This is a genomic window from Corynebacterium sp. HMSC064E08 (genome assembly GCF_001811805.1).
GTDB lineage: Bacteria > Actinomycetota > Actinomycetes > Mycobacteriales > Mycobacteriaceae > Corynebacterium > Corynebacterium jeikeium_D.
Map to the genome: position 1 here is coordinate 76,844 of NZ_KV806691.1, position 16,775 is coordinate 93,618.

The following is a 16,775-nucleotide window of genomic DNA, read 5'->3' on the forward strand; positions in this document are numbered from 1 at the left end:
ATCCTCGGAAGTTTAAAAGCTTCCGAGGATTTTTTTGTTTGCGGTGGCGGTTCGAGCGGGGCTTGGGTTGAAACAGGGCAGATGCTGAGCTGAGGTTGTTGGCTTGTTCTTTAACTCTCCCGTAACCCTGTCCGGCACTTATGGCCAGGTTTCGGGGACTTATCGAGGGATTCCCCTGACTTATCGATGGTTTTTCGGCACTTATGCGCACGCTGTGGGCCAGGCCCTCTCACTTGTCGATGCGCTATTCACTTGTGGACACGCTGCAGCGCATCGATAGGTGAATAGCGTGGCCACAAGTCGTCGGATGCGTCGGCTAGCTGGCATTGCAACTGGCTCGCGTTCCCGGGCTGGTAATTAACCCCGACCTACCGCCAGAACTTGGTCATCCCGCGCTTGTCCTCGATGTTGAACTCAATCATTTTGGCCAGCAGGTCCAGCGGCATGGACTCGGCCTTGCCATCCTTTGGCCAGGGGAAGCGGACCATCATTTTTCCGTAGGAGAGGCCGCGGGCATCGAACTCGTCGGAGAACTTCACAATGCCGTCGCGCTCTGGGGCGATGGACATGTGTTTCTTGGCGTAGGAAAAACCGATGATAAAAGTGCCATCGAGCGTGAACATCGGCTGATTCCAGGCAATGCGAACGCCGAGTTCCGGGTACTTTTCATGAACCCATTCCAACACCTCGAGAGCGACAGCGCGCTGCGTGTCATCATCTACCCGCGAGAGGTGATTGGCGAAGAACTCGGCGATGGTTTCATCGGTCATATGCTGAACAGCCATAGCCTGGATTTTACTGTGCCATCAACTAACACCCGAGCCATCAACTAACATAACTCCGAGTGGCTACAGATTTGAATACTCAGTTTGATCCCAAAAAGGCGTGGCCAGCGCTATGGACCGTGTTACTCGGCTTCTTCATGATCCTGGTCGACGCCACCATTGTCACCGTTGGTATCAACACCATCCAGCATGAACTGGGCGGTGAGCTCAACCAGGTCATGTGGGTGACCAGTGGTTATCTGCTGGCCTATGCCGTGCCGTTGCTCATTACTGGCAGGCTCGGTGACCTCTGGGGAGTCAAGCACACCTATGTAGCGGGCCTGGTTATCTTCGTGTTGGCGTCGCTGGCGTGTGGGTTGGCGCCGTCGTTAAGCATGCTGATCATTGCCCGCGTGGTGCAGGGACTGGGGGCCGCGCTGCTGACGCCGCAGACGATGGCGCTGATTACGCAGATGTTTCCGCCGGCGCATCGCGGTGCGGCGATGGGCCTGTGGGGTGCGGCGGCCGGAATTGCCTCGCTGACGGGGCCGCTGGCCGGTGGCGTGTTGATTGAGCTGCTGAGTTGGCGCTGGATTTTCCTCATTAATGTGCCGATTGGGCTGATCGGGCTCGTTTTTGCGTTCCGCTATCTGCCGACCTTTGAGACGCACCGCAACAAGATTGATTATCTCGGTGTTGTACTCAGCGCGATTGGTATGTTCCTGCTGGTCTTCGGCATTCAGGAGGGGGAGAGTGCCGACTGGTCCGGTTGGATCTGGGCACTGATTGCCGGTGGCGTGGTGGTTCTTGGACTATTCACCGCGTGGGAGGCCAAGACCACGGCCGAACCGTTGATGCCGCTGTCCCTTTTTAAGGATCGCAACTTCACCATCTCCTCGCTGGCGATTGCTGTGACGGGGGCGCTGGTGGTCGCGGTTGGTTTCCCAATCATCCTCTTCGCCCAGAATGCCCGCGACCTATCGACCATCCAAGCCTCACTACTGCTCGTGCCGCAGGCGGTCATCTCCGGTGTCATGGCACCGTGGACTGGGCGAATGCTAGACCGGCTGAAGTTCCGTGAGTTCGCGCTGATTGGTTTTGGGTCCTCACTGGTGGGCATGCTCGGGTTCCACTACCTCATCCACGAGGACCTTTCCGTGCTGTGGCTGCTGCTGCCGGGCGCCGCATTCGGTGTGGCAAACGCGTTTATTTGGGGCACGCTGTCGACGGCTGCCACCCGCAACATCGACCCGTCCCTCGCCGGTGCCGCTTCCGGTGTGTACAACACCATCCGCCAGATTGGCAGTGTGCTGGGCAGCGCACTGATTGCCACCGTCATGGCCGCGGCGCTCAGCAGTAACCGTGGCGACTTCACCACCGCCATGAGTGACGCGATGTGGCTACCGGTGGCACTGTCGGCCGTGGGTGTCGTGGCGGCGCTGGGGCTTAAGAATCCGAAGTAAAACGCTCCACCATGTAGTCCGCGATGCCGACGGGATCGGCTAGGAAGTCCCTGGTTGCCCGTACCGCGAGGGTGTCTTCGAAGTGGGTGGTGTCGGCGTCGTCAAGCGAAATAATCGTTGCTTCTGGCGCGGCGAGCAGGATGGGGGAATGCGTCGCCATGATGATCTGTGCGCCGGCTTCCGCGAGCGCGCCGAGGCGGCCGAGGAGTTCCAGCTGACGCAGTACCGACAGGCCGGCTTCGGGTTCGTCGAGGAAGATCAGTGATTCGGCGTTGAAGCGGCGTTCGGCCAGCGTCATGATGGATTGGCCGTGGCTCATCTGGGTGAGGTCTGCCATTTCTCTGCCACCTGGTAGCTGCCCAAGCGACTCGTAATAGCGCGCGAGGTTCAGGTGCGCGTCGCCGCGAAAGAAAAATGTATCCGGGGGATTGCGCCTGGTCAGCGCCAGTGGGACCGGGGAGGTGCGCTCTTGCGTCTTGTATCGCGAGCCGCCGTCTGTATCGACCCCCATCGCCGATGCCAACGCCTCCAGCACCGTCGACTTTCCCTTGCCGTTTTCTCCGGTCAAGATGGTAATCGGCGTGGTGAAGGTCATGGGGAAGGGCAGCGCGAGCTTTACGACGTACGCCGGGAGCTCGGCATCATCGTGAATACGGGCATGGCGGAGGTAGATCATGGTTGCGGCAGCTGGTCAATCTGTTTGAGCAGTTCATAGCCGTCGGCGCCCTCGATGAACGGGACCTCCTTGTTCTCCAGCTTTTCAATTGGCACTGCCGTGCCGTGAGAGAGCACGTGCTCGCTGGGAGTGAGGTTGCGGATTGCGATGGCCGCGACCTTGTCCGGATGCTCCGCCGCGGCCGTGCCGTAGATGAGCGGGTCGTACTGGCCATCATCGCCGACGAGGATCCAGTTGATTTCGGGGAAGTCAATAAACAGGTCGCGAAGTCGCACCTTCTTGTGTTCCTTGCCCGAGCGGAATAGGCCGGTGGGCGTTGGCCCCCAATCGGTGAGAAGCAGCGGACCCTTCGGCAGGTTGTTGCGGTGTAGGAATCTTTTTAGTGTGCTGAAGGTGTTCCACGCTCCGGTGGAGAGATAGATGACGGGGACGTCCGTGTCCTCGTCGGTTTTGCTCGCGTAACGACGGCGAAGCTGCGCATAAAACTCGCTGAAGCCAGCGACGGCCTTGCGCTCATCTGTCTCTTTGACCCAGGAGTTGTAGGCGGCGATGAGGGCGCGCGGCAGCATGGTGACCAACACGGTGTCATCAATATCGGAGACGATGCCGTATTTGGTCTCCGGGGAGAGGATGAGGACCTCTGCAGGAGTGTCGTTGATGGTGATTTCGTGCCAGCCGGGTTCCAGACCGTGATTCCTGATTAGTACCTCGATATAGCCGTTGCTATCCGTGTTGGTTTCCACCGTGCGATTGCCAGCAGTGATGGTGACAGGAAAGTCCGCGAGTTCGACGGTAAAGAACTGCCAAAATCCGCGTTTTTTGTTTCGTTCTTCGTCTCGTTTTTTGGCCGGATCCTTCAGGAGGACACGGCCGAATACGCGCACGCGCTCTGCATTTCCGTACCCGGTGAAACCGATGATTTCCGGTTCCCAACCAGCGTTTTTGGAACGCTTGGCGGCCAGCGCGTTGATCCTTCTCTCGGTCTTGCGGACGACATCTGCCACGGACATGCTTTCCAGGATACGGGTTGACAGGACGGGGGAGGGTGCGCGTAGGTTGGTCGCCCAAGAGAAAAGTCAACCCTTTAGGAGTGTTCTCTTTTTATGCGTTTTTCCGGTAAGTTCATCGCATCCGCCGCTGTGGCAGCAGGCATGATTGCTGCCCCGACCGCGGCCGCTAACGCTGCATCAGTTAGCGCCTGGGATCAGGTTGCGGCTTGTGAGTCCGGCGGAAATTGGCAGACCAATACCGGTAACGGCTACTACGGCGGACTGCAGTTCTCGCAGCAGACCTGGAGTGGCCACGGCGGTGACCAGTACGCACCGACAGCTGACCAGGCCACTAAGGAGCAGCAGATTGAGATTGGCGAGCGCGTGCTTGCCTCCCAGGGTGCTGGCGCATGGCCGAACTGCGGTGGTCCGCTGGGTTAATCCTCCCCATCATCAAAGACCAGATCTGGTACAGCCGCGAATGACAGCCACCACTTCATGTAGTGGTCATGGCGTGCTTTCGTCTTCTGAGTAGCGCGTTTGTCAAAAGTCTGTCGGCCGAACCCGGCTAATGGTCCGGCCGGGACGGTCGCCGCGGTAACGCCGTCGGCAGAGGACCACACCTCTGAGCCGTCCTCATAAGCGGTGATATCCCAGAGCTTGTGGGTTTTCAGGTTGTGGTGCTTCCTGCATAGGCAGTGCAGATTCTGCGTGTCGGTGGGACCACCGGCTTCGGGGTCTTCCTGGTTGTACGGCGCGATATGGTCAATATCGCACTTGTACGCTGGGACTTCGCAGCCGGGGAAGCGACATGTTCCATCGCGACCGTGGACGCGGGCGACCTGCGCTGGAGTTGGGCGGTAACCATTGGTGGCGCTGTCTGCTGAGAGGCGGACATGCGTCACCTTTTGCATCCACTCCTCCGTGACCAGCGCGCCTAGCCAGCCGGCCCCGTCCAGCCAGGCGTCATCACTGTGGGGCTCGCGGAAAACATTGAGCACAACTTCCGCATTGGTGCGCTGGTGGATGAGTTCCACAAATGCATCCGCCTGCGTCATTTCCTCATTCGCGCGGAAGACCGTTTCAATTGCGCACATGGCAAAATAGGCGCGGTCCGGCCGCAGGGTGAGAATGATTTGGGAGTAGCTGTCGGGACGTTCCACCAGAGTCACCGATTCCGTATCGGTGATGGTGGGAATTGTGCCGTCGGCACGAGCGCGGTCATCCAAATCCGCAGCAATATCACCAATTTTGGTGGTGAGCGTGCGAGGACCAATCATTGCTTGACGACGCTTCCGTGGCGTAACCAATGCCAGAATCTTCTTCTCTGCATCGGGTATTTGATCAGGCTCGATGCCGACTACGCCATGTGCAATGATGCCGAGTTGCCGCATGGATAATGCGCAGCTTTCCCGGGCATATTCCGCCAACTGTGGCATTTTCTCCAGCAACAGGCCAATGTCACAGATACGCAGTGCCTCACTGCGAGTGATTCCCAACCGAACGCTGATGCGAGCGGCATGGTTTTCAACGTCATCATCACCTGCAGGGCAGCAGGCTTCAATTAACTCAAGTTGGGCGCGGTTGGTAGCCCGCGCGAGTGCTGAGAGCTCATCTTCAGAATTCTCATGAGCCCAATATGGTTCGGGTACTTGTTCGGACTTCATTGGATCCCCCTGGTGCTCCAATGGTTGTCGGTTTTCTTTCGAACTTACTTGCTATCTTACAGACGCCTTTCTGGCTTGTAAAGAGAAATGAAAGAGAATTTTGAGGAGTTTTCGAAGGTGGTTAGGCGACCATAAAAGCACACTTTACCTGGGTTTTTGTGGGTTGTTCGCGGGGTGGCGTACCAAAATACAAATAAAACACCCGTTCGAAAACGAAAGCTTGGTAATCTCGCTTTCATAAAAGCGGAGCTGTAGAAAACAGCACAGAAACAGCGCAGACAATGGGGAGCAAAACCGTGATCATCCGGCACGCAACGCGGGACGATGCCGCGGCAATCGCGGAGATCTACAACGAAGCCGTAATCAACACCGTCGCCATCTGGAACGATGACACGGTCAGTGCGGAGAATCGCATCGCATGGATGGTGGCGCACTGTTAAGCGCGACCATCGATGCTGCTCGCGAGGCGGGAAAGCATGTCTTGGTTGCGGCGATTGAAGGCAGCAACGAGGGGTCGATTGCGCTGCACAAAAAGTACGGCTTCCAGCGTGTTGGGCTACTGCCGCAGGTGGGGACGAAGAACGGGCGCTGGTTGGACATGATGCTAATGCAGGTCATGCTGACAGACGGGCAGCCACCCGCTCGGCCGCGCGCTTAGCGAAGGGGCCAACGCCCATAATCGTGGCGGCGCCGGGGCCAACCCAGTCGCCGTAGCCGACGAACTCGATGAGGTCAGAGTCGACGCTGCGGAAAGGGCCGAGCGCTGGGCGGAAACCGGTGCACCAGATGAGGTGGTCCGCGTGGACGTCGTCAAGCGAGGAGAACATGGGCGTCCAGGTGAGTGCGCCGGAGTCGCGGGCTTTGCGGACGGGCGGTAGGACGACGATGTCGCCGATGCTGTCGGTGGAGCCCTGGCGGTAGCGTTTGAACAGGACGCGGCCGTCGACGTCGTCGGGCATCCAGCGTGGTTCGTGGCGGGTGAACCAGGTGGCGTCGATGTTGGAAAGTACCAGTTCAGAGGCTATTTGGGCGCCGGAGTTCGCCGCGCCGACAACGGCAACGCAAGAGCTTTCGAATGGCTCGGGACCTGGGTAGTTGGCCGAATGCCACTGTTTTGCGGCGGTCGTGCCGGGGTAGTGCGGGACGAAGGGCCGGTTGCCGGTGGCGGCGATGAGCTGGCGGGATTCGAGGTCACCGGCATCGCTGGTGAGGTGGAAGGTGCCGTCATGGGAGACGTGCGTGACGGCGACCGGGCGCTGAACGCGCAGTTCGTAGCGCTTTTCGTAGGAGCTGAGGTAGTCAATCACGTGGGAAGCGGGCGGGAAACCGTCATAATTGGGCATCTGGATGCCCGGAAGGTTGGAAAAGTCCGGGGTGGAAAAGAGCGTCAGTGAGGGCCAGACATTGCGCCAGGAGCCGCCGGGAGCGGGCTGATTGTCCAGAATGAGCGGATCAATGCCGTGTTTGTGCAAGTAATAGGCGGTAGCGAGGGCAGCTTGGCCGCCACCGACGATGATGACATCCTCAAGCATGCTCCCAGCTTAACGACGAGTGCCGCACCTCGAGCTGTACTACCGTGGAGCACCATGAGCTCGCTGTTTGATCTTTCGGACAAGCCCATCGACGAACTACCCGGTTACCAGCGTACATTCGCGCCGGGCCGACTCACGGTAGGGCTGAGTCTGCCCATCGAGCAGGACGCCGAAGCCGAGCCCAAGGACGCGCTGAGCAACCAGATTCGGCTGATTCAGAAAGTCGAACGCGCAGGCATCGCGGCGGTGTGGGCACGCGACATCCCGCTGCGCGTGGAAACATTCGGCGACGTCGGCCAGGTCTACGACCCCTGGATGTACCTCAGTTACATCGCCGCACACACCACCGATATCGCGCTCGGCACCGGTGCAGTCGTCGTGCCCTTCCAGCATCCGCTGGTGATGGCCAAGCGCGCTGCCACACTGGACAGGCTTTCCGATGGCCGTTTCCTCTTTGGCGTTGCCACCGGTGACCGACCCGAGGAGTTCCCCGCCTTTAACCAGGACAAAGGCAAGCGCGGTGAGCGTTTCCGCGAGCATATCGAGGTCTATGAAAAAGCCCTCAGCACCAGCTACCGGCCTATCCGGTGGTCCGAGGGCAAGATGGGCGGATCCGATGTGGTGCCCAAGCCGCTGGCACGCCGAGTTCCGCTGTTGGCCACCGGCTCCTGTCAGCAGAGCCTGGAGTGGAAGGCCGCGCATACCGACGGTTGGTTCATGTACCACAAGGGTTTGGAGATGCAGAAGAAAAACATCGCCAACTGGCAGGAGGCGGTAGCGCAGGAGTGCGGTGAGGACGTGTTCAAACCATTCCTGGAATCACTGTGGATTGACCTGCATGAAGACCCCGACGCCCCCGCGCAGGGTGGCCACTTCGGGTACCGCCTTGGCCGCAACAAGCTCATTGAACTGCTGCAATCCCAGCGACAGCTCGGAATCAACCACGTCAGCATCAACTTCCGCACCTCGAAGCGGGATGCGGAAGAGCAGATTGATGAGCTGATTGAGTATGTGCTGCCGGCGCTCGATGAGCTCCCTACACAGACTCCGTAGCGCCCTGCCACTGATTAATCCCGCGGTCGACGGCCCACTTGTCGATCTCCGCGAGTTCTTCATCGCTAAACGGTGCAGCGTCCAGGGCGCCGAGGCTGTTCTTCAGCTGCTTCACCGAGGATGCACCGATCAGGGCTGAGGTCACTTCGTCACGGCGGAGCACCCACGAGATGGCCATCTGTGCCAGGGACTGGCCTCGTCGTGAAGCAATGGCGTTGAGCTCGCGGATGGCGGTGAGCGTGTCGTCGTTGAGGAACCCCGAGTTCATCTTGTGTGCCCCGAGACGCGAGGACTCCGGCACGCCATCCAAGTAGCGGTCGGTGAGAAGCCCCTGCGCAAGCGCGGAAAAGGCGATGACGCCCATGCCTTCGTCGGCGCAGGTTGCCAGCAGCTCGTCCTCGATCCAGCGGTTGAACATGGAGTAGCTCGGCTGGTGAATGGTCAGCGGTGTGCCCAGCTCACGGGCGATTTTCTGCGCGCGGCGAGTGAGCTCGGGGGAGTAGGAGCTCACGCCGACGTAGAGCGCGCGACCCGACCGGACGAGGAAATCGAGGGCGGCGACGGTTTCCTCGATAGGCGTATCCGGGTCGGGGCGGTGGTGGTAGAAAATGTCCACATAATCCAGGTCCATGCGCTTCAGCGAGGCATCGCAGCTGGCCACGAGGTACTTCCGCGAGCCGCCGAAGCCGTAGGGGCCATCCTGCATGTACCAACCGGCCTTGGAGGAAATAATCATTTCATCGCGGTAGGGAGCGAAATCCTTGGCCATGATGCGACCGAAATTCGCCTCCGCAGAGCCCTGCGGTGGGCCGTAATTGTTGGCGAGGTCGAAGTGTGTGACGCCGTGGTCGAACGCGGTGCGCAGGATTTCACGCTGCGTCTCGAGCGGTCGGTCATCACCAAAGTTATGCCAAAGTCCCAGTGTAATGGCTGGAAGCTTCAGCCCTGTACTGCCGGAGCGGTTGTACGGCATCGTCTCATAGCGGTTGTCATTGGCGTGGTACACGTCTGGATAAGCCATGTATTCGAGGGTACGCGGGCTTTACGACGAGTAGTTGTGCACAAGGTGGCCGACAACGAGGCGCGTGGCCGAATGGCTACCCCTGGAAGTAATAAAAGTGAGCTTGCTGGGGAACAACTGGGGCAGTTCGTCCGACTAATAAGGCATGACTTCAATAGCCACAGGCGATGCCGCTGGAACGCCAGCCGCAAACCCCGTCGCACAGACTCAGAAAAATGGTGGGCCACGAGCATTACTGCACCGAATCCATGTCGTTGCAGGCATCCTCGTTGCGCCACTACTTGTTATTGCAGCTATCACAGGCGTGGCGTATGCCCTCGCCCCGAGCATAGAAAAGGTGGTTTACCACGAAGAACTAACTGCAACATCAAGCCTTCCCGCACAACCACTGGAAAAGCAGGTTGAGGTCGCGCAGCGCGTGCACCCTGACCTGCCGGCGACCGCAGTGCAGGTCCCGGAAAAGCCGGGGCAGACAACGCGAGTCATGTTCAATGACGAGCAGCTGAAGTCGGAGTCCTACCGACATGCGGTGTTCGTTGACCCAGGCGACTTGAGCATCAAGGGTGACCTGGTGCAATACGGTTCCTCGGCGGCGCTGCCACTGCGGGCGTGGATCTCGGAAGGGCACCGCAGGCTCTGGATTGATAGCAACTTTGGTCGCCTCTACTCCGAGACGGCAGCATCCTGGATGGGCGCACTGGCTATTGGTGGCCTCTGGCTCTGGTGGGATCGTTCGCGTCGTAAGCGGACACAGGGAACAAGTAAGAGGGCACATCATATGCGTCGTCACGCGAATGTTGGCGTGGCGGTTAGCGTTGGACTTTTATTCCTGACTGTCACCGGCCTGACGTGGTCGTGGGTGGCTGGAACGGGCATCGCAAAGCTGCGCGAGACGATGGACTGGTACGCGCCGAAACCAGCTATGACTGCGACTGCACCAGCGAATTATGACTGGTCAGAGGCGGATAGCGTTATGAACCTCGCACGTGCCGAGGGCCTGTCCGGGAAAGTCGAACTGACACCACCGGAAGCTGGCACGGTGTGGATGGCCAAGGAAGCCCGCGAGGAATGGCGGATGGGTATTGAGACCGTCACCGTTGACGGCTCGACCGGAGCGATGGTCGATCGGATTCACTTTGCGGACTGGCCGCTGCCGGCGAAGCTGACTGAATGGCTGATCAACGCGCACATGGGCATCCTGTTCGGTTGGGTGAATCAGCTGGTCCTGGCACTGATTGGTGTCGCTCTGGTGGCGATGATTGTGCGCGGTTACGCCATGTGGTTTGGACGTGGTCGAGGTGGCCGCCCTGGCAGGCTCCCGGCGCCGACGCGTTGGCGGGACATTCGCCCGGGAGTTGCAGCGGCCGTTGTGGCGCTGCTGATTGCCTACTCGGTGGTTGCACCACTGTTCGGTGTGACGCTTGTTGGCTTCGTGATTGTTGATTGGGCCTGGCGGAAGCTGCGGAGAGGTTAGTGTAGGTTCTGTCGCCTTCGGGTTCCCTGTACCTAACGGCGTAGTCACACCCATGAAAAACACTCAGGAGGGTAAACGCATGACAAGGTATTGGGATCACAGCGGCAGTATCTACAAAGACGACGGTCAGGAAGACTGGTGCGACCCCATCACCGAGCAGCAAGCACTCGCTGAGATCGCAGAGCAGCAGGAACAGCATGACGAAAGGGTGAAGAGCAAAATCAAGGAACTGCGCGCGAGAATGAAATCGGTCGGTGCGCAGGCCAGGCAGGCTGACGAACAGCCGTATCCAACTTTTTCTCAGCAGTCCGCCGCATACCGTGAGGGCGCGCAGGCCTACAACGAGGGCAAATCTTGGCGCGATAACCCGCATGCCCCCGACTCAGGTCTAGCCGCCCCGTGGCGCATGGGTTTCAATACCCGCAAGCAGCAGGTAGCGGAGATTAGGGCACAGCGAGCCGCCGCCGCGCAACAGGAGAACTAGGCCCTGGCCGCAAAAACGCTCAACCAAAGCTCTAAATTCCTCACAAATTCCCGGTTCCATCCCCACTCAATCTGTTACACTTAGCAAAACGAAACCCAGGAGCTTGGTGTGCAGTACTTTTTCACGGTCCATGGCCGCAGAGATATCAACGCGTATGACTCTGATGAGGAAATGCACGCTGCCTTTGAACGGATTGGACGCTTCAATCAGAAGCTCCAGGACGAAGGCCACTGGGTTATGTCCGGCGGGCTGGTACCGCCGGAGGATGCCATGACGGTGCTGCCGGATGGTTCACATAGCGATCTGCCGTACTACAACGCGATGACGTTCCCGTCAGCTTTTTGGATTGTCCAAGTCGCAGACGAGCAAGAGGCCATCAACCTGGCTCACGAAGCCGCGGAGGCGTGTGCGCAGGCCGTTGAAATGCGCGCCGTCGCCGATTAACTCACCGCAGCCCGTGCACCCGGCGCATGATGGTCAACATCGCTTGCGTCGGGATTCGCCGCATGAAGGGCACCGCAACGCTTGCCGACGACCCCCGCGCCACCAGAGCCAAAGGTCGCTCGGCAGATACCTCGCGCATAACCACCTCAGCAATCTCCGAAGCGGGAATGCCATCTTCCTCATTGGCATTCAACTTCGTCAGCATGCGGTGGACATCAGCAGCGTAAACGGAACCCTCATCGCCATACGTCGTCCGACGTGTAGAAATCCCCGTGTTGATGGCACCCGGCTCGACAACCGTCACCCCAATACCGAACTGCGCGACTTCACCGCGCAACGAAAGCCCAAAGCCGCGGATAGCGGCCTTCGTCGCCACATAGGAAGAACGGTAGGACAGCGGCAACCCGCCGAGCATCGAGCCAACCAGCACAATTCGGCCACGACCGGCCTCGCGCATGCCAGTCAGCAGCTGCTGTAACAGCTCCACCTGCCCCAGAACATTGACTTGGAAGAGACGCTCAATCGCCTCGCGGGGTAGCTCCTCGAAAGCGCCCGACTGGCTCTCACCGGCGTTGGCGACGACGACGTCGTAAGGCCCGTGGGCGACCACAGCAGCGATGTCGTCGGCGCTGGACATGTCGAGCGCCACCATCTGCACGCCCTCGGGGTGCGGCGCCTCCGCGCCCCTGCGGGACGTACCAACGACCTCGAAACCGGCCTCGACCAGTGCCTCTGCGCATGCCCAGCCGATGCCGGAGGAAGCGCCGGTCACTAACGCACGGCCGCCACCTACACTCGGCAGTTTCGGTCCGCGGGTGAGATTCGCAAAAGCACCGGTCAGGCCGCCAATCATCGAGCCTGCACCGCCTCAATGGTCATGCCGCCCGCGCGGAGACGGCGGGACAGGGCGTCGCCAAGCGCGACAGTAGGAGTGAGCACGCCGGTAGCGTCCGGCAGATCGTCGTGGACGAGTGCGAGGGCGGCGCTGGAAATCATAATCGCGGTGCCTGCGTACCCCGGGTCTTCCTCGAGAGACACCTTGGAACGCCAGTGAATACCGGAAGTATCGACGGTGTAGGCCTCGATGGTGAAGCGTCCCTCGGCCTGTTCTTCAGCGCTCGGGCCCTCGCCCGGCTTCGGCAGCTTCTTATCAATGAGCTTGGCCGTCGGCCCGAACGCCATCGCCGCCAGCGCCAACCTGCAGACAGCCGCGAAAATATTTGCGCGCACGAAAGCCCTCGGACCACGGCCGACATTGAGTAGCTCGCGGTAGCGGAAGGAATCACCGTAATCCGCCAGCATCGCCGAGCGCTGAACAATGCGGGTGTTGAATGGCGACATGAAGAAGGGTGCTCGCCAATGGCGGCGGAAGCGCGCCGGGCGCAGGTCGACGCCAAACTTACCCTGGTCGGGACCCGGCTCAGCCAGGGCGTACTGATCGGCGATGATGCGACGCAGCTTGGGGTCCTTCTTGGCCTGTGCTAGCTGGACGCGGACCGAATCGATAGTGCCGCCGGAGACCCCGCCCTTGACGTGCTTGAACAGCAGGGTTGTCTCACCGAGCTTGGTGTGGGCCGCCTCGTGGAGCTCGCGGACAGCGACGTCGGAAGGAATCGAGTCGAAGCCGCAAGAGTGAACAATCTTCGCTCCGGTCTGCTGTGCCACCTCGTGGTTATTCGCGATGGAGTCGTGGACGAACAGCACCTCGCCACACAGGTCGACGTAGTGAGTACCGGCCTTGGCGCACTCGGCCACCAGGGTGCGACCGTACTTCGCATACGGCCCCACAACGGTCAGCACCACCTTTGTACTGGCCGCAAGCTGAGCCACCGCCGGCTGGTCGGCAGCATCCGCAACAATGACCGGCCAGTCCGATACGCCTGCGTTCTCCGCGACGTCGGCAAGCTTCTGGGCGTTCCTGCCTGCGAGCGCCACCTTCGTCTGACCGGCGTGTTTAGCCAGATAGTCCACAATCAAGCGGCCCACGAAACCCGTGGCACCGTAGACGACGATGTCGTACTCGCGGTCGTGGTTGCGACTCTGTGGCTGTGCGGAAGAAGTAGTCATGCCTACGAAACTAATAAAACGAAAGCGATACCGCGGGCGAATTAAAAAGGTTTTCTGAATCCGTGTATTCAGCGAGGGGTTTGGAGGGAGGGCTAACGTAGGACAAGTGACTAGCGCTAACGAAAACCCCGAACAGATCGAAGGACTGCGGCCAGAAGATCCCGGATTCCGTCGCGCGCTTATTGCTGTGCTTTTCGCTGGCCTGGCATCGTTCCAAGCGCTCTACGCAACGCAGGCGCTACTGCCCACGCTTTCCGACGAGCTATCGGTCGACCCCGCCACCGCCGCGCTGACGGTATCCGCCACCACCGGTGGCTTGGCCTGTGCGATTATCCCGGTGTCCATTTTGTCGGAACGCTTTGGGCGCAGGCGCGTCATCGTCATCAGCGCATTTGTGGCAACGCTACTGGGGCTCGTGGTGTCAATCGCGCCGGGCATCGGTTCGATGATTGCGCTGCGCCTGTTGCAGGGCATTGTCATTGCCGGTGTGCCCGCAGTGGCTATGGCGTATGTCAGTGAGGAAGTCCACGCCGACCACGTCAGTCGCGTGATGGGGCTGTATATCTCGGGCACGACGGTCGGTGGCCTGCTCGGCCGTATCATTCCGTCCATTGTGCTGGAGTTCGCCTCCTGGCGGGTGGCGATTGCGGTCTCGGCGACGGTGGCGTTCATCTTCGCCATTCTGACCTGGTACTTCCTGCCGCAACAGCGCAGGTTTAAGCCGAAGAAACTGTCGTTTGCAGGGGAGGGGCAGGCCATTGCGCGACATTTGCGCGACCCGCGCATCCTGGCGCTGTGCGCCCTGGCGTTCCTGTTTATGGGAGCGTTTGTCTCCCTGTACAACTACCTGGGCTTCCGACTGGGCGATAAGTTCGGGCTCTCCCCGGCACTGGCAGGGTTCGTATTTATTCTCTACCTGTCGGGCACGTGGTCGTCGGCACGCGCGGGTGTGTGGGCGAAGACGGTGAGCCGCCGTCGCCTCATCGCCATTGCGACTCTGGCGGCGTGCATGGGCCTGGGGCTGGCGCTGCTGCCGTGGTTGTCCGCGCTGATCGTGGGCGTGCTCGTGTTCACGGCATCGTTCTTCGTGGCGCACTCGCTGTCCTCGTCCGGCGTGGGCCTGGTGGCACAGCGCGACCGCGCCGAGGCGTCATCGATGTATCTGTTCAGCTACTACGCGGGCTCGTCCATTGTCGGTTGGGTATCCGGCATGGTGTTCAGTCGCTTCGAGTGGGCAGGGCTGATTCCGTGGCTGGTGGCGCTGTCCTTCATCGCTGGTGCATGTGCCGTGGCCGGGTTGAAGCCGCGGCGCTAAGGGTAACGCGGTAGGGGGAAAATCGCCAGCAAGGTACATTTAGACACCAAGAAACGAACCCTTAATGTAAAAAACGGTGATTTTTTACATTAAGGGTTCGTTTTTAGGGCACTATATGTAGAAAGCATCATGTAAAAAGCATTGGAAACAGAAGGGGGAGACTCGCCGTGAAGCACTATCCGCTTAAGAGGATCTTCCACATGTCTGCACACGATGCGGAACAGGCAGTGGAGAGCGAGTACCAGTCACGCAAAGACTCCCCGTCGACGATTCAGTGGCACTTTCCGCTGGGGCAGTGGCCACTCTTTTGCTGCATTACAAGCGATCTCGCAGCCAAGGTTGAAAAGATTCTGTCTCTAGAGCTGCAGATTTCACAGTTGTGGAATCGTCTGCCGGGTGCAGCGCGGACTCACTATCTCTTCAATCTGCTCCTGGCCGAGGTGGTAGCCACCAATGAGATTGAGGGAATCCACTCCACACGGCGAGAAGTCGCCGAGGCGTTGGACAACACTTCGGGAACCCAGCACAAGCGCTTTCATGAGTTCAGTCAGCTCTATTTCCGGCTGGCAAACGATGAGCGGATTGAGTTTCCGACAACACTCACAGGGATCCGGCAGCAGTACGATCAACTTCTCGGCGATGAAATTGGCGCCGAGGACGAGTTAGACGGTGAACTCTTTAGAGCATCAACGGTCACAATTACCGATGGGCAGCGACAGATTCATCGCGGTGTTGAAAGTGAAGCTGCCATTCACCAACTTCTCAATGAGTTCCTGGAAACGGTGAATTCCTCAGAGGACAATCGGCTTATTCGAATCCTGGCAAGCCATTTCATGTTCGAGTTCGTTCACCCGTTTTATGACGGCAATGGTCGGATGGGGCGTTTTCTGCTGTCAGTGGCTTTGCGGGAGACACTCTCACCTGCCACAGCGCTGACTATTTCTCGCCAACTCGCTGAGGATAAAGCGAAGTATTACAAGGCTTTTACCACTACGGAAGACCCAATGAACCGGGGCGAAGTCACGTTCTTCGTCGAGGTGATGGCTGATGTCATTCTGAATGCTCAGCAGTATTTGCTGGAAGAGCTGCAGATGAAGTCCCACCAGTGCGAGAAGCTTGAACAGCGGGTAGCTGAGCTAACCAACTCGCCCGAGCAGGCACTATCCGTGTCGCTGACAGACAACGAGATCGGGACGCTGTTTGTCCTGGCACAGGCTCGGTTGTTCGGACCTGATTATGGAATCAAGCTCGAACACGTCGCCGACACCATCGGCAAGGAGAAGCGGACAGCGCGAAAGTATCTCGCCGAGTTAGAGGCTCAAGGACTGGCAACGCCGACGAGCCGCCGTCCGCTGCGATTCCAGCTGGCGCCGGCTGGCGTAGATCTTCTAGGCCTTGAACCCACCGACCACTAATCTGCTTCCGGAACCTACTTCTGGCCCACAATCAGCTCAGTGCCTTCGGCTGAAAGCGATGCCTGACCAGCGGGCTTACGCGAGGGGCCAGAAACAACCTCACCAGTAGCAATATCAAAGTGGGAGTTGTGGTTCGGGCAAATCATCACACCATTGCTGACCTCAGTGATACGACCATTCTGGTGCGGGCAGGAGCTGGAGAAAGCGGCGAACTTGCCTTCCTCCGGCTGCGTGACGACGTAATTGCCGATCACCACACCGCCGCCAACCGGAATGTCGGCAGCGTCAACCTTCTCCACCGCAGACTTTGGTGCACAAGCGGCTACGAGTGCGCCAGCTGCAGTGGCGGCAGTTCCCAGGAGGAAACGACGACGGGAGCACGGGGAGACATCAGAACTCATGGCATTGAGA

General features: G+C 59.5%; 19 protein-coding genes. 10 read left to right on the forward strand and 9 right to left on the reverse strand.

Annotated elements, in window-relative coordinates:
- Positions 1-368: 368 nt before the first annotated feature.
- Positions 369-785, reverse strand: a complete 417-nt coding sequence (locus HMPREF2820_RS00375; protein WP_070602180.1) for an iron chaperone — start codon at positions 783-785, stop codon at positions 369-371.
- Between the two features lie 59 nt (positions 786-844).
- Between HMPREF2820_RS00375 and HMPREF2820_RS00380 the strand changes: the two genes are divergently transcribed.
- Positions 845-2,227, forward strand: coding sequence for a DHA2 family efflux MFS transporter permease subunit (locus tag HMPREF2820_RS00380; RefSeq protein ID WP_070602182.1), 1,383 nt, complete (start codon positions 845-847; stop codon positions 2,225-2,227).
- On the opposite strand, the gene HMPREF2820_RS00385 is transcribed toward HMPREF2820_RS00380, so the two are convergent.
- Both HMPREF2820_RS00385 and HMPREF2820_RS00390 read right to left on the reverse strand, forming a co-directional pair.
- Positions 2,211-2,903, reverse strand: coding sequence for an AAA family ATPase (locus HMPREF2820_RS00385; RefSeq protein ID WP_070602184.1), 693 nt, complete (start codon positions 2,901-2,903; stop codon positions 2,211-2,213). The genes HMPREF2820_RS00380 and HMPREF2820_RS00385 overlap by 17 nt on opposite strands.
- Positions 2,900-3,913: an App1 family protein gene (locus HMPREF2820_RS00390; protein WP_070602186.1), complete on the reverse strand. Its 1,014-nt coding sequence runs from the start codon at positions 3,911-3,913 to the stop codon at positions 2,900-2,902. The genes HMPREF2820_RS00385 and HMPREF2820_RS00390 overlap by 4 nt, the downstream gene beginning before the upstream one ends.
- A gap of 93 nt (positions 3,914-4,006) precedes the next feature.
- Here HMPREF2820_RS00390 and HMPREF2820_RS00395 point away from each other — a divergent pair, with 93 nt between their 5' ends.
- Positions 4,007-4,333: a transglycosylase family protein gene (locus tag HMPREF2820_RS00395; RefSeq protein ID WP_005511827.1), complete on the forward strand. Its 327-nt coding sequence runs from the start codon at positions 4,007-4,009 to the stop codon at positions 4,331-4,333.
- Here the strand turns inward: HMPREF2820_RS00395 and HMPREF2820_RS00400 are convergent.
- Positions 4,330-5,559: an HNH endonuclease signature motif containing protein gene (locus HMPREF2820_RS00400; RefSeq protein WP_070602188.1), complete on the reverse strand. Its 1,230-nt coding sequence runs from the start codon at positions 5,557-5,559 to the stop codon at positions 4,330-4,332. The genes HMPREF2820_RS00395 and HMPREF2820_RS00400 overlap by 4 nt on opposite strands.
- 281 nt (positions 5,560-5,840) lie before the next feature.
- Here HMPREF2820_RS00400 and HMPREF2820_RS11100 point away from each other — a divergent pair, with 281 nt between their 5' ends.
- Positions 5,841-5,999: a GNAT family N-acetyltransferase gene (locus HMPREF2820_RS11100; protein ID WP_371455570.1), complete on the forward strand. Its 159-nt coding sequence runs from the start codon at positions 5,841-5,843 to the stop codon at positions 5,997-5,999.
- Positions 5,978-6,217, forward strand: a complete 240-nt coding sequence (locus HMPREF2820_RS00405; protein ID WP_371455572.1) for a GNAT family N-acetyltransferase — start codon at positions 5,978-5,980, stop codon at positions 6,215-6,217. The genes HMPREF2820_RS11100 and HMPREF2820_RS00405 overlap by 22 nt, the downstream gene beginning before the upstream one ends.
- On the opposite strand, the gene HMPREF2820_RS00410 is transcribed toward HMPREF2820_RS00405, so the two are convergent.
- A complete protein-coding gene (locus tag HMPREF2820_RS00410) occupies positions 6,174-7,091 on the reverse strand; it encodes an NAD(P)-binding domain-containing protein (RefSeq protein WP_070602190.1) in 918 nt (305 codons plus the stop codon). The genes HMPREF2820_RS00405 and HMPREF2820_RS00410 overlap by 44 nt on opposite strands.
- A gap of 54 nt (positions 7,092-7,145) precedes the next feature.
- Here HMPREF2820_RS00410 and HMPREF2820_RS00415 point away from each other — a divergent pair, with 54 nt between their 5' ends.
- Positions 7,146-8,144 (forward strand): LLM class oxidoreductase, encoded by a 999-nt coding sequence (locus tag HMPREF2820_RS00415; protein WP_070602192.1) that lies wholly within the window; start codon positions 7,146-7,148, stop codon positions 8,142-8,144.
- Here HMPREF2820_RS00415 and HMPREF2820_RS00420 read toward each other — a convergent pair.
- Entirely contained in the window at positions 8,128-9,165 is a 1,038-nt protein-coding gene (locus HMPREF2820_RS00420; RefSeq protein ID WP_070602194.1) for an aldo/keto reductase, read from the reverse strand. The genes HMPREF2820_RS00415 and HMPREF2820_RS00420 overlap by 17 nt on opposite strands.
- Positions 9,166-9,310: 145 nt before the next feature.
- Between HMPREF2820_RS00420 and HMPREF2820_RS00425 the strand changes: the two genes are divergently transcribed.
- The 3 genes from HMPREF2820_RS00425 to HMPREF2820_RS00435 all read left to right on the forward strand — a co-directional run bounded on the left by HMPREF2820_RS00425 (position 9,311) and on the right by HMPREF2820_RS00435 (position 11,567).
- Positions 9,311-10,639 carry a PepSY-associated TM helix domain-containing protein gene (locus tag HMPREF2820_RS00425; protein WP_070602196.1) on the forward strand — a complete coding sequence of 443 codons (1,329 nt, stop codon included), beginning with the start codon at positions 9,311-9,313 and terminating at the stop codon, positions 10,637-10,639.
- A gap of 79 nt (positions 10,640-10,718) precedes the next feature.
- Positions 10,719-11,123: a hypothetical protein gene (locus HMPREF2820_RS00430; RefSeq protein WP_083308381.1), complete on the forward strand. Its 405-nt coding sequence runs from the start codon at positions 10,719-10,721 to the stop codon at positions 11,121-11,123.
- Between the two features lie 108 nt (positions 11,124-11,231).
- Positions 11,232-11,567: a YciI family protein gene (locus tag HMPREF2820_RS00435; protein ID WP_049189837.1), complete on the forward strand. Its 336-nt coding sequence runs from the start codon at positions 11,232-11,234 to the stop codon at positions 11,565-11,567.
- Between the two features lies 1 nt (position 11,568).
- Here HMPREF2820_RS00435 and HMPREF2820_RS00440 read toward each other — a convergent pair whose 3' ends face one another.
- Together HMPREF2820_RS00440 and HMPREF2820_RS00445 are read right to left on the reverse strand one after the other, a co-directional pair.
- Positions 11,569-12,420, reverse strand: a complete 852-nt coding sequence (locus HMPREF2820_RS00440) for an SDR family NAD(P)-dependent oxidoreductase (protein ID WP_070602200.1) — start codon at positions 12,418-12,420, stop codon at positions 11,569-11,571.
- Positions 12,417-13,634, reverse strand: a complete 1,218-nt coding sequence (locus tag HMPREF2820_RS00445) for a saccharopine dehydrogenase family protein (RefSeq protein ID WP_070547004.1) — start codon at positions 13,632-13,634, stop codon at positions 12,417-12,419. The genes HMPREF2820_RS00440 and HMPREF2820_RS00445 overlap by 4 nt, the downstream gene beginning before the upstream one ends.
- Positions 13,635-13,740: 106 nt before the next feature.
- On the opposite strand from HMPREF2820_RS00445, the gene HMPREF2820_RS00450 reads away from it, so the two are divergent.
- Both HMPREF2820_RS00450 and HMPREF2820_RS00455 read left to right on the forward strand, forming a co-directional pair.
- Positions 13,741-14,949: an MFS transporter gene (locus HMPREF2820_RS00450; protein ID WP_049172559.1), complete on the forward strand. Its 1,209-nt coding sequence runs from the start codon at positions 13,741-13,743 to the stop codon at positions 14,947-14,949.
- A gap of 200 nt (positions 14,950-15,149) precedes the next feature.
- On the forward strand, positions 15,150-16,364 hold the full coding sequence (locus HMPREF2820_RS00455; protein WP_065421712.1) for a Fic family protein: 1,215 nt from the start codon (positions 15,150-15,152) through the stop codon (positions 16,362-16,364).
- A 14-nt stretch (positions 16,365-16,378) separates the two neighbouring features.
- On the opposite strand, the gene HMPREF2820_RS00460 is transcribed toward HMPREF2820_RS00455, so the two are convergent.
- Entirely contained in the window at positions 16,379-16,765 is a 387-nt protein-coding gene (locus HMPREF2820_RS00460) for a Rieske (2Fe-2S) protein (RefSeq protein ID WP_049172555.1), read from the reverse strand.
- Between the last annotated feature and the right edge of the window lie 10 nt (positions 16,766-16,775).

What these genes read in the sequence shown, in the direction of transcription:
- HMPREF2820_RS00460 (WP_049172555.1), bottom strand. Translation starts at nt 16,765, where the DNA reads ATGAGTTCTGATGTCTCCCCGTGCTCCCGTCGTCGTTTCCTCCTGGGA.
- HMPREF2820_RS00390 (WP_070602186.1), bottom strand. Translation starts at nt 3,913, where the DNA reads ATGTCCGTGGCAGATGTCGTCCGCAAGACCGAGAGAAGGATCAACGCG.
- HMPREF2820_RS00445 (WP_070547004.1), bottom strand. Translation starts at nt 13,634, where the DNA reads ATGACTACTTCTTCCGCACAGCCACAGAGTCGCAACCACGACCGCGAG.
- HMPREF2820_RS00420 (WP_070602194.1), bottom strand. Translation starts at nt 9,165, where the DNA reads ATGGCTTATCCAGACGTGTACCACGCCAATGACAACCGCTATGAGACG.
- HMPREF2820_RS00375 (WP_070602180.1), bottom strand. Translation starts at nt 785, where the DNA reads ATGGCTGTTCAGCATATGACCGATGAAACCATCGCCGAGTTCTTCGCC.
- HMPREF2820_RS00455 (WP_065421712.1), top strand. Translation starts at nt 15,150, where the DNA reads ATGTCTGCACACGATGCGGAACAGGCAGTGGAGAGCGAGTACCAGTCA.
- HMPREF2820_RS00440 (WP_070602200.1), bottom strand. Translation starts at nt 12,420, where the DNA reads ATGATTGGCGGCCTGACCGGTGCTTTTGCGAATCTCACCCGCGGACCG.
- HMPREF2820_RS00425 (WP_070602196.1), top strand. Translation starts at nt 9,311, where the DNA reads ATGACTTCAATAGCCACAGGCGATGCCGCTGGAACGCCAGCCGCAAAC.
- HMPREF2820_RS00415 (WP_070602192.1), top strand. Translation starts at nt 7,146, where the DNA reads ATGAGCTCGCTGTTTGATCTTTCGGACAAGCCCATCGACGAACTACCC.
- HMPREF2820_RS00395 (WP_005511827.1), top strand. Translation starts at nt 4,007, where the DNA reads ATGCGTTTTTCCGGTAAGTTCATCGCATCCGCCGCTGTGGCAGCAGGC.
- HMPREF2820_RS00405 (WP_371455572.1), top strand. Translation starts at nt 5,978, where the DNA reads ATGGATGGTGGCGCACTGTTAAGCGCGACCATCGATGCTGCTCGCGAG.
- HMPREF2820_RS00430 (WP_083308381.1), top strand. Translation starts at nt 10,719, where the DNA reads ATGACAAGGTATTGGGATCACAGCGGCAGTATCTACAAAGACGACGGT.
- HMPREF2820_RS00400 (WP_070602188.1), bottom strand. Translation starts at nt 5,559, where the DNA reads ATGAAGTCCGAACAAGTACCCGAACCATATTGGGCTCATGAGAATTCT.
- HMPREF2820_RS00385 (WP_070602184.1), bottom strand. Translation starts at nt 2,903, where the DNA reads ATGATCTACCTCCGCCATGCCCGTATTCACGATGATGCCGAGCTCCCG.
- HMPREF2820_RS00410 (WP_070602190.1), bottom strand. Translation starts at nt 7,091, where the DNA reads ATGCTTGAGGATGTCATCATCGTCGGTGGCGGCCAAGCTGCCCTCGCT.
- HMPREF2820_RS11100 (WP_371455570.1), top strand. Translation starts at nt 5,841, where the DNA reads ATGGGGAGCAAAACCGTGATCATCCGGCACGCAACGCGGGACGATGCC.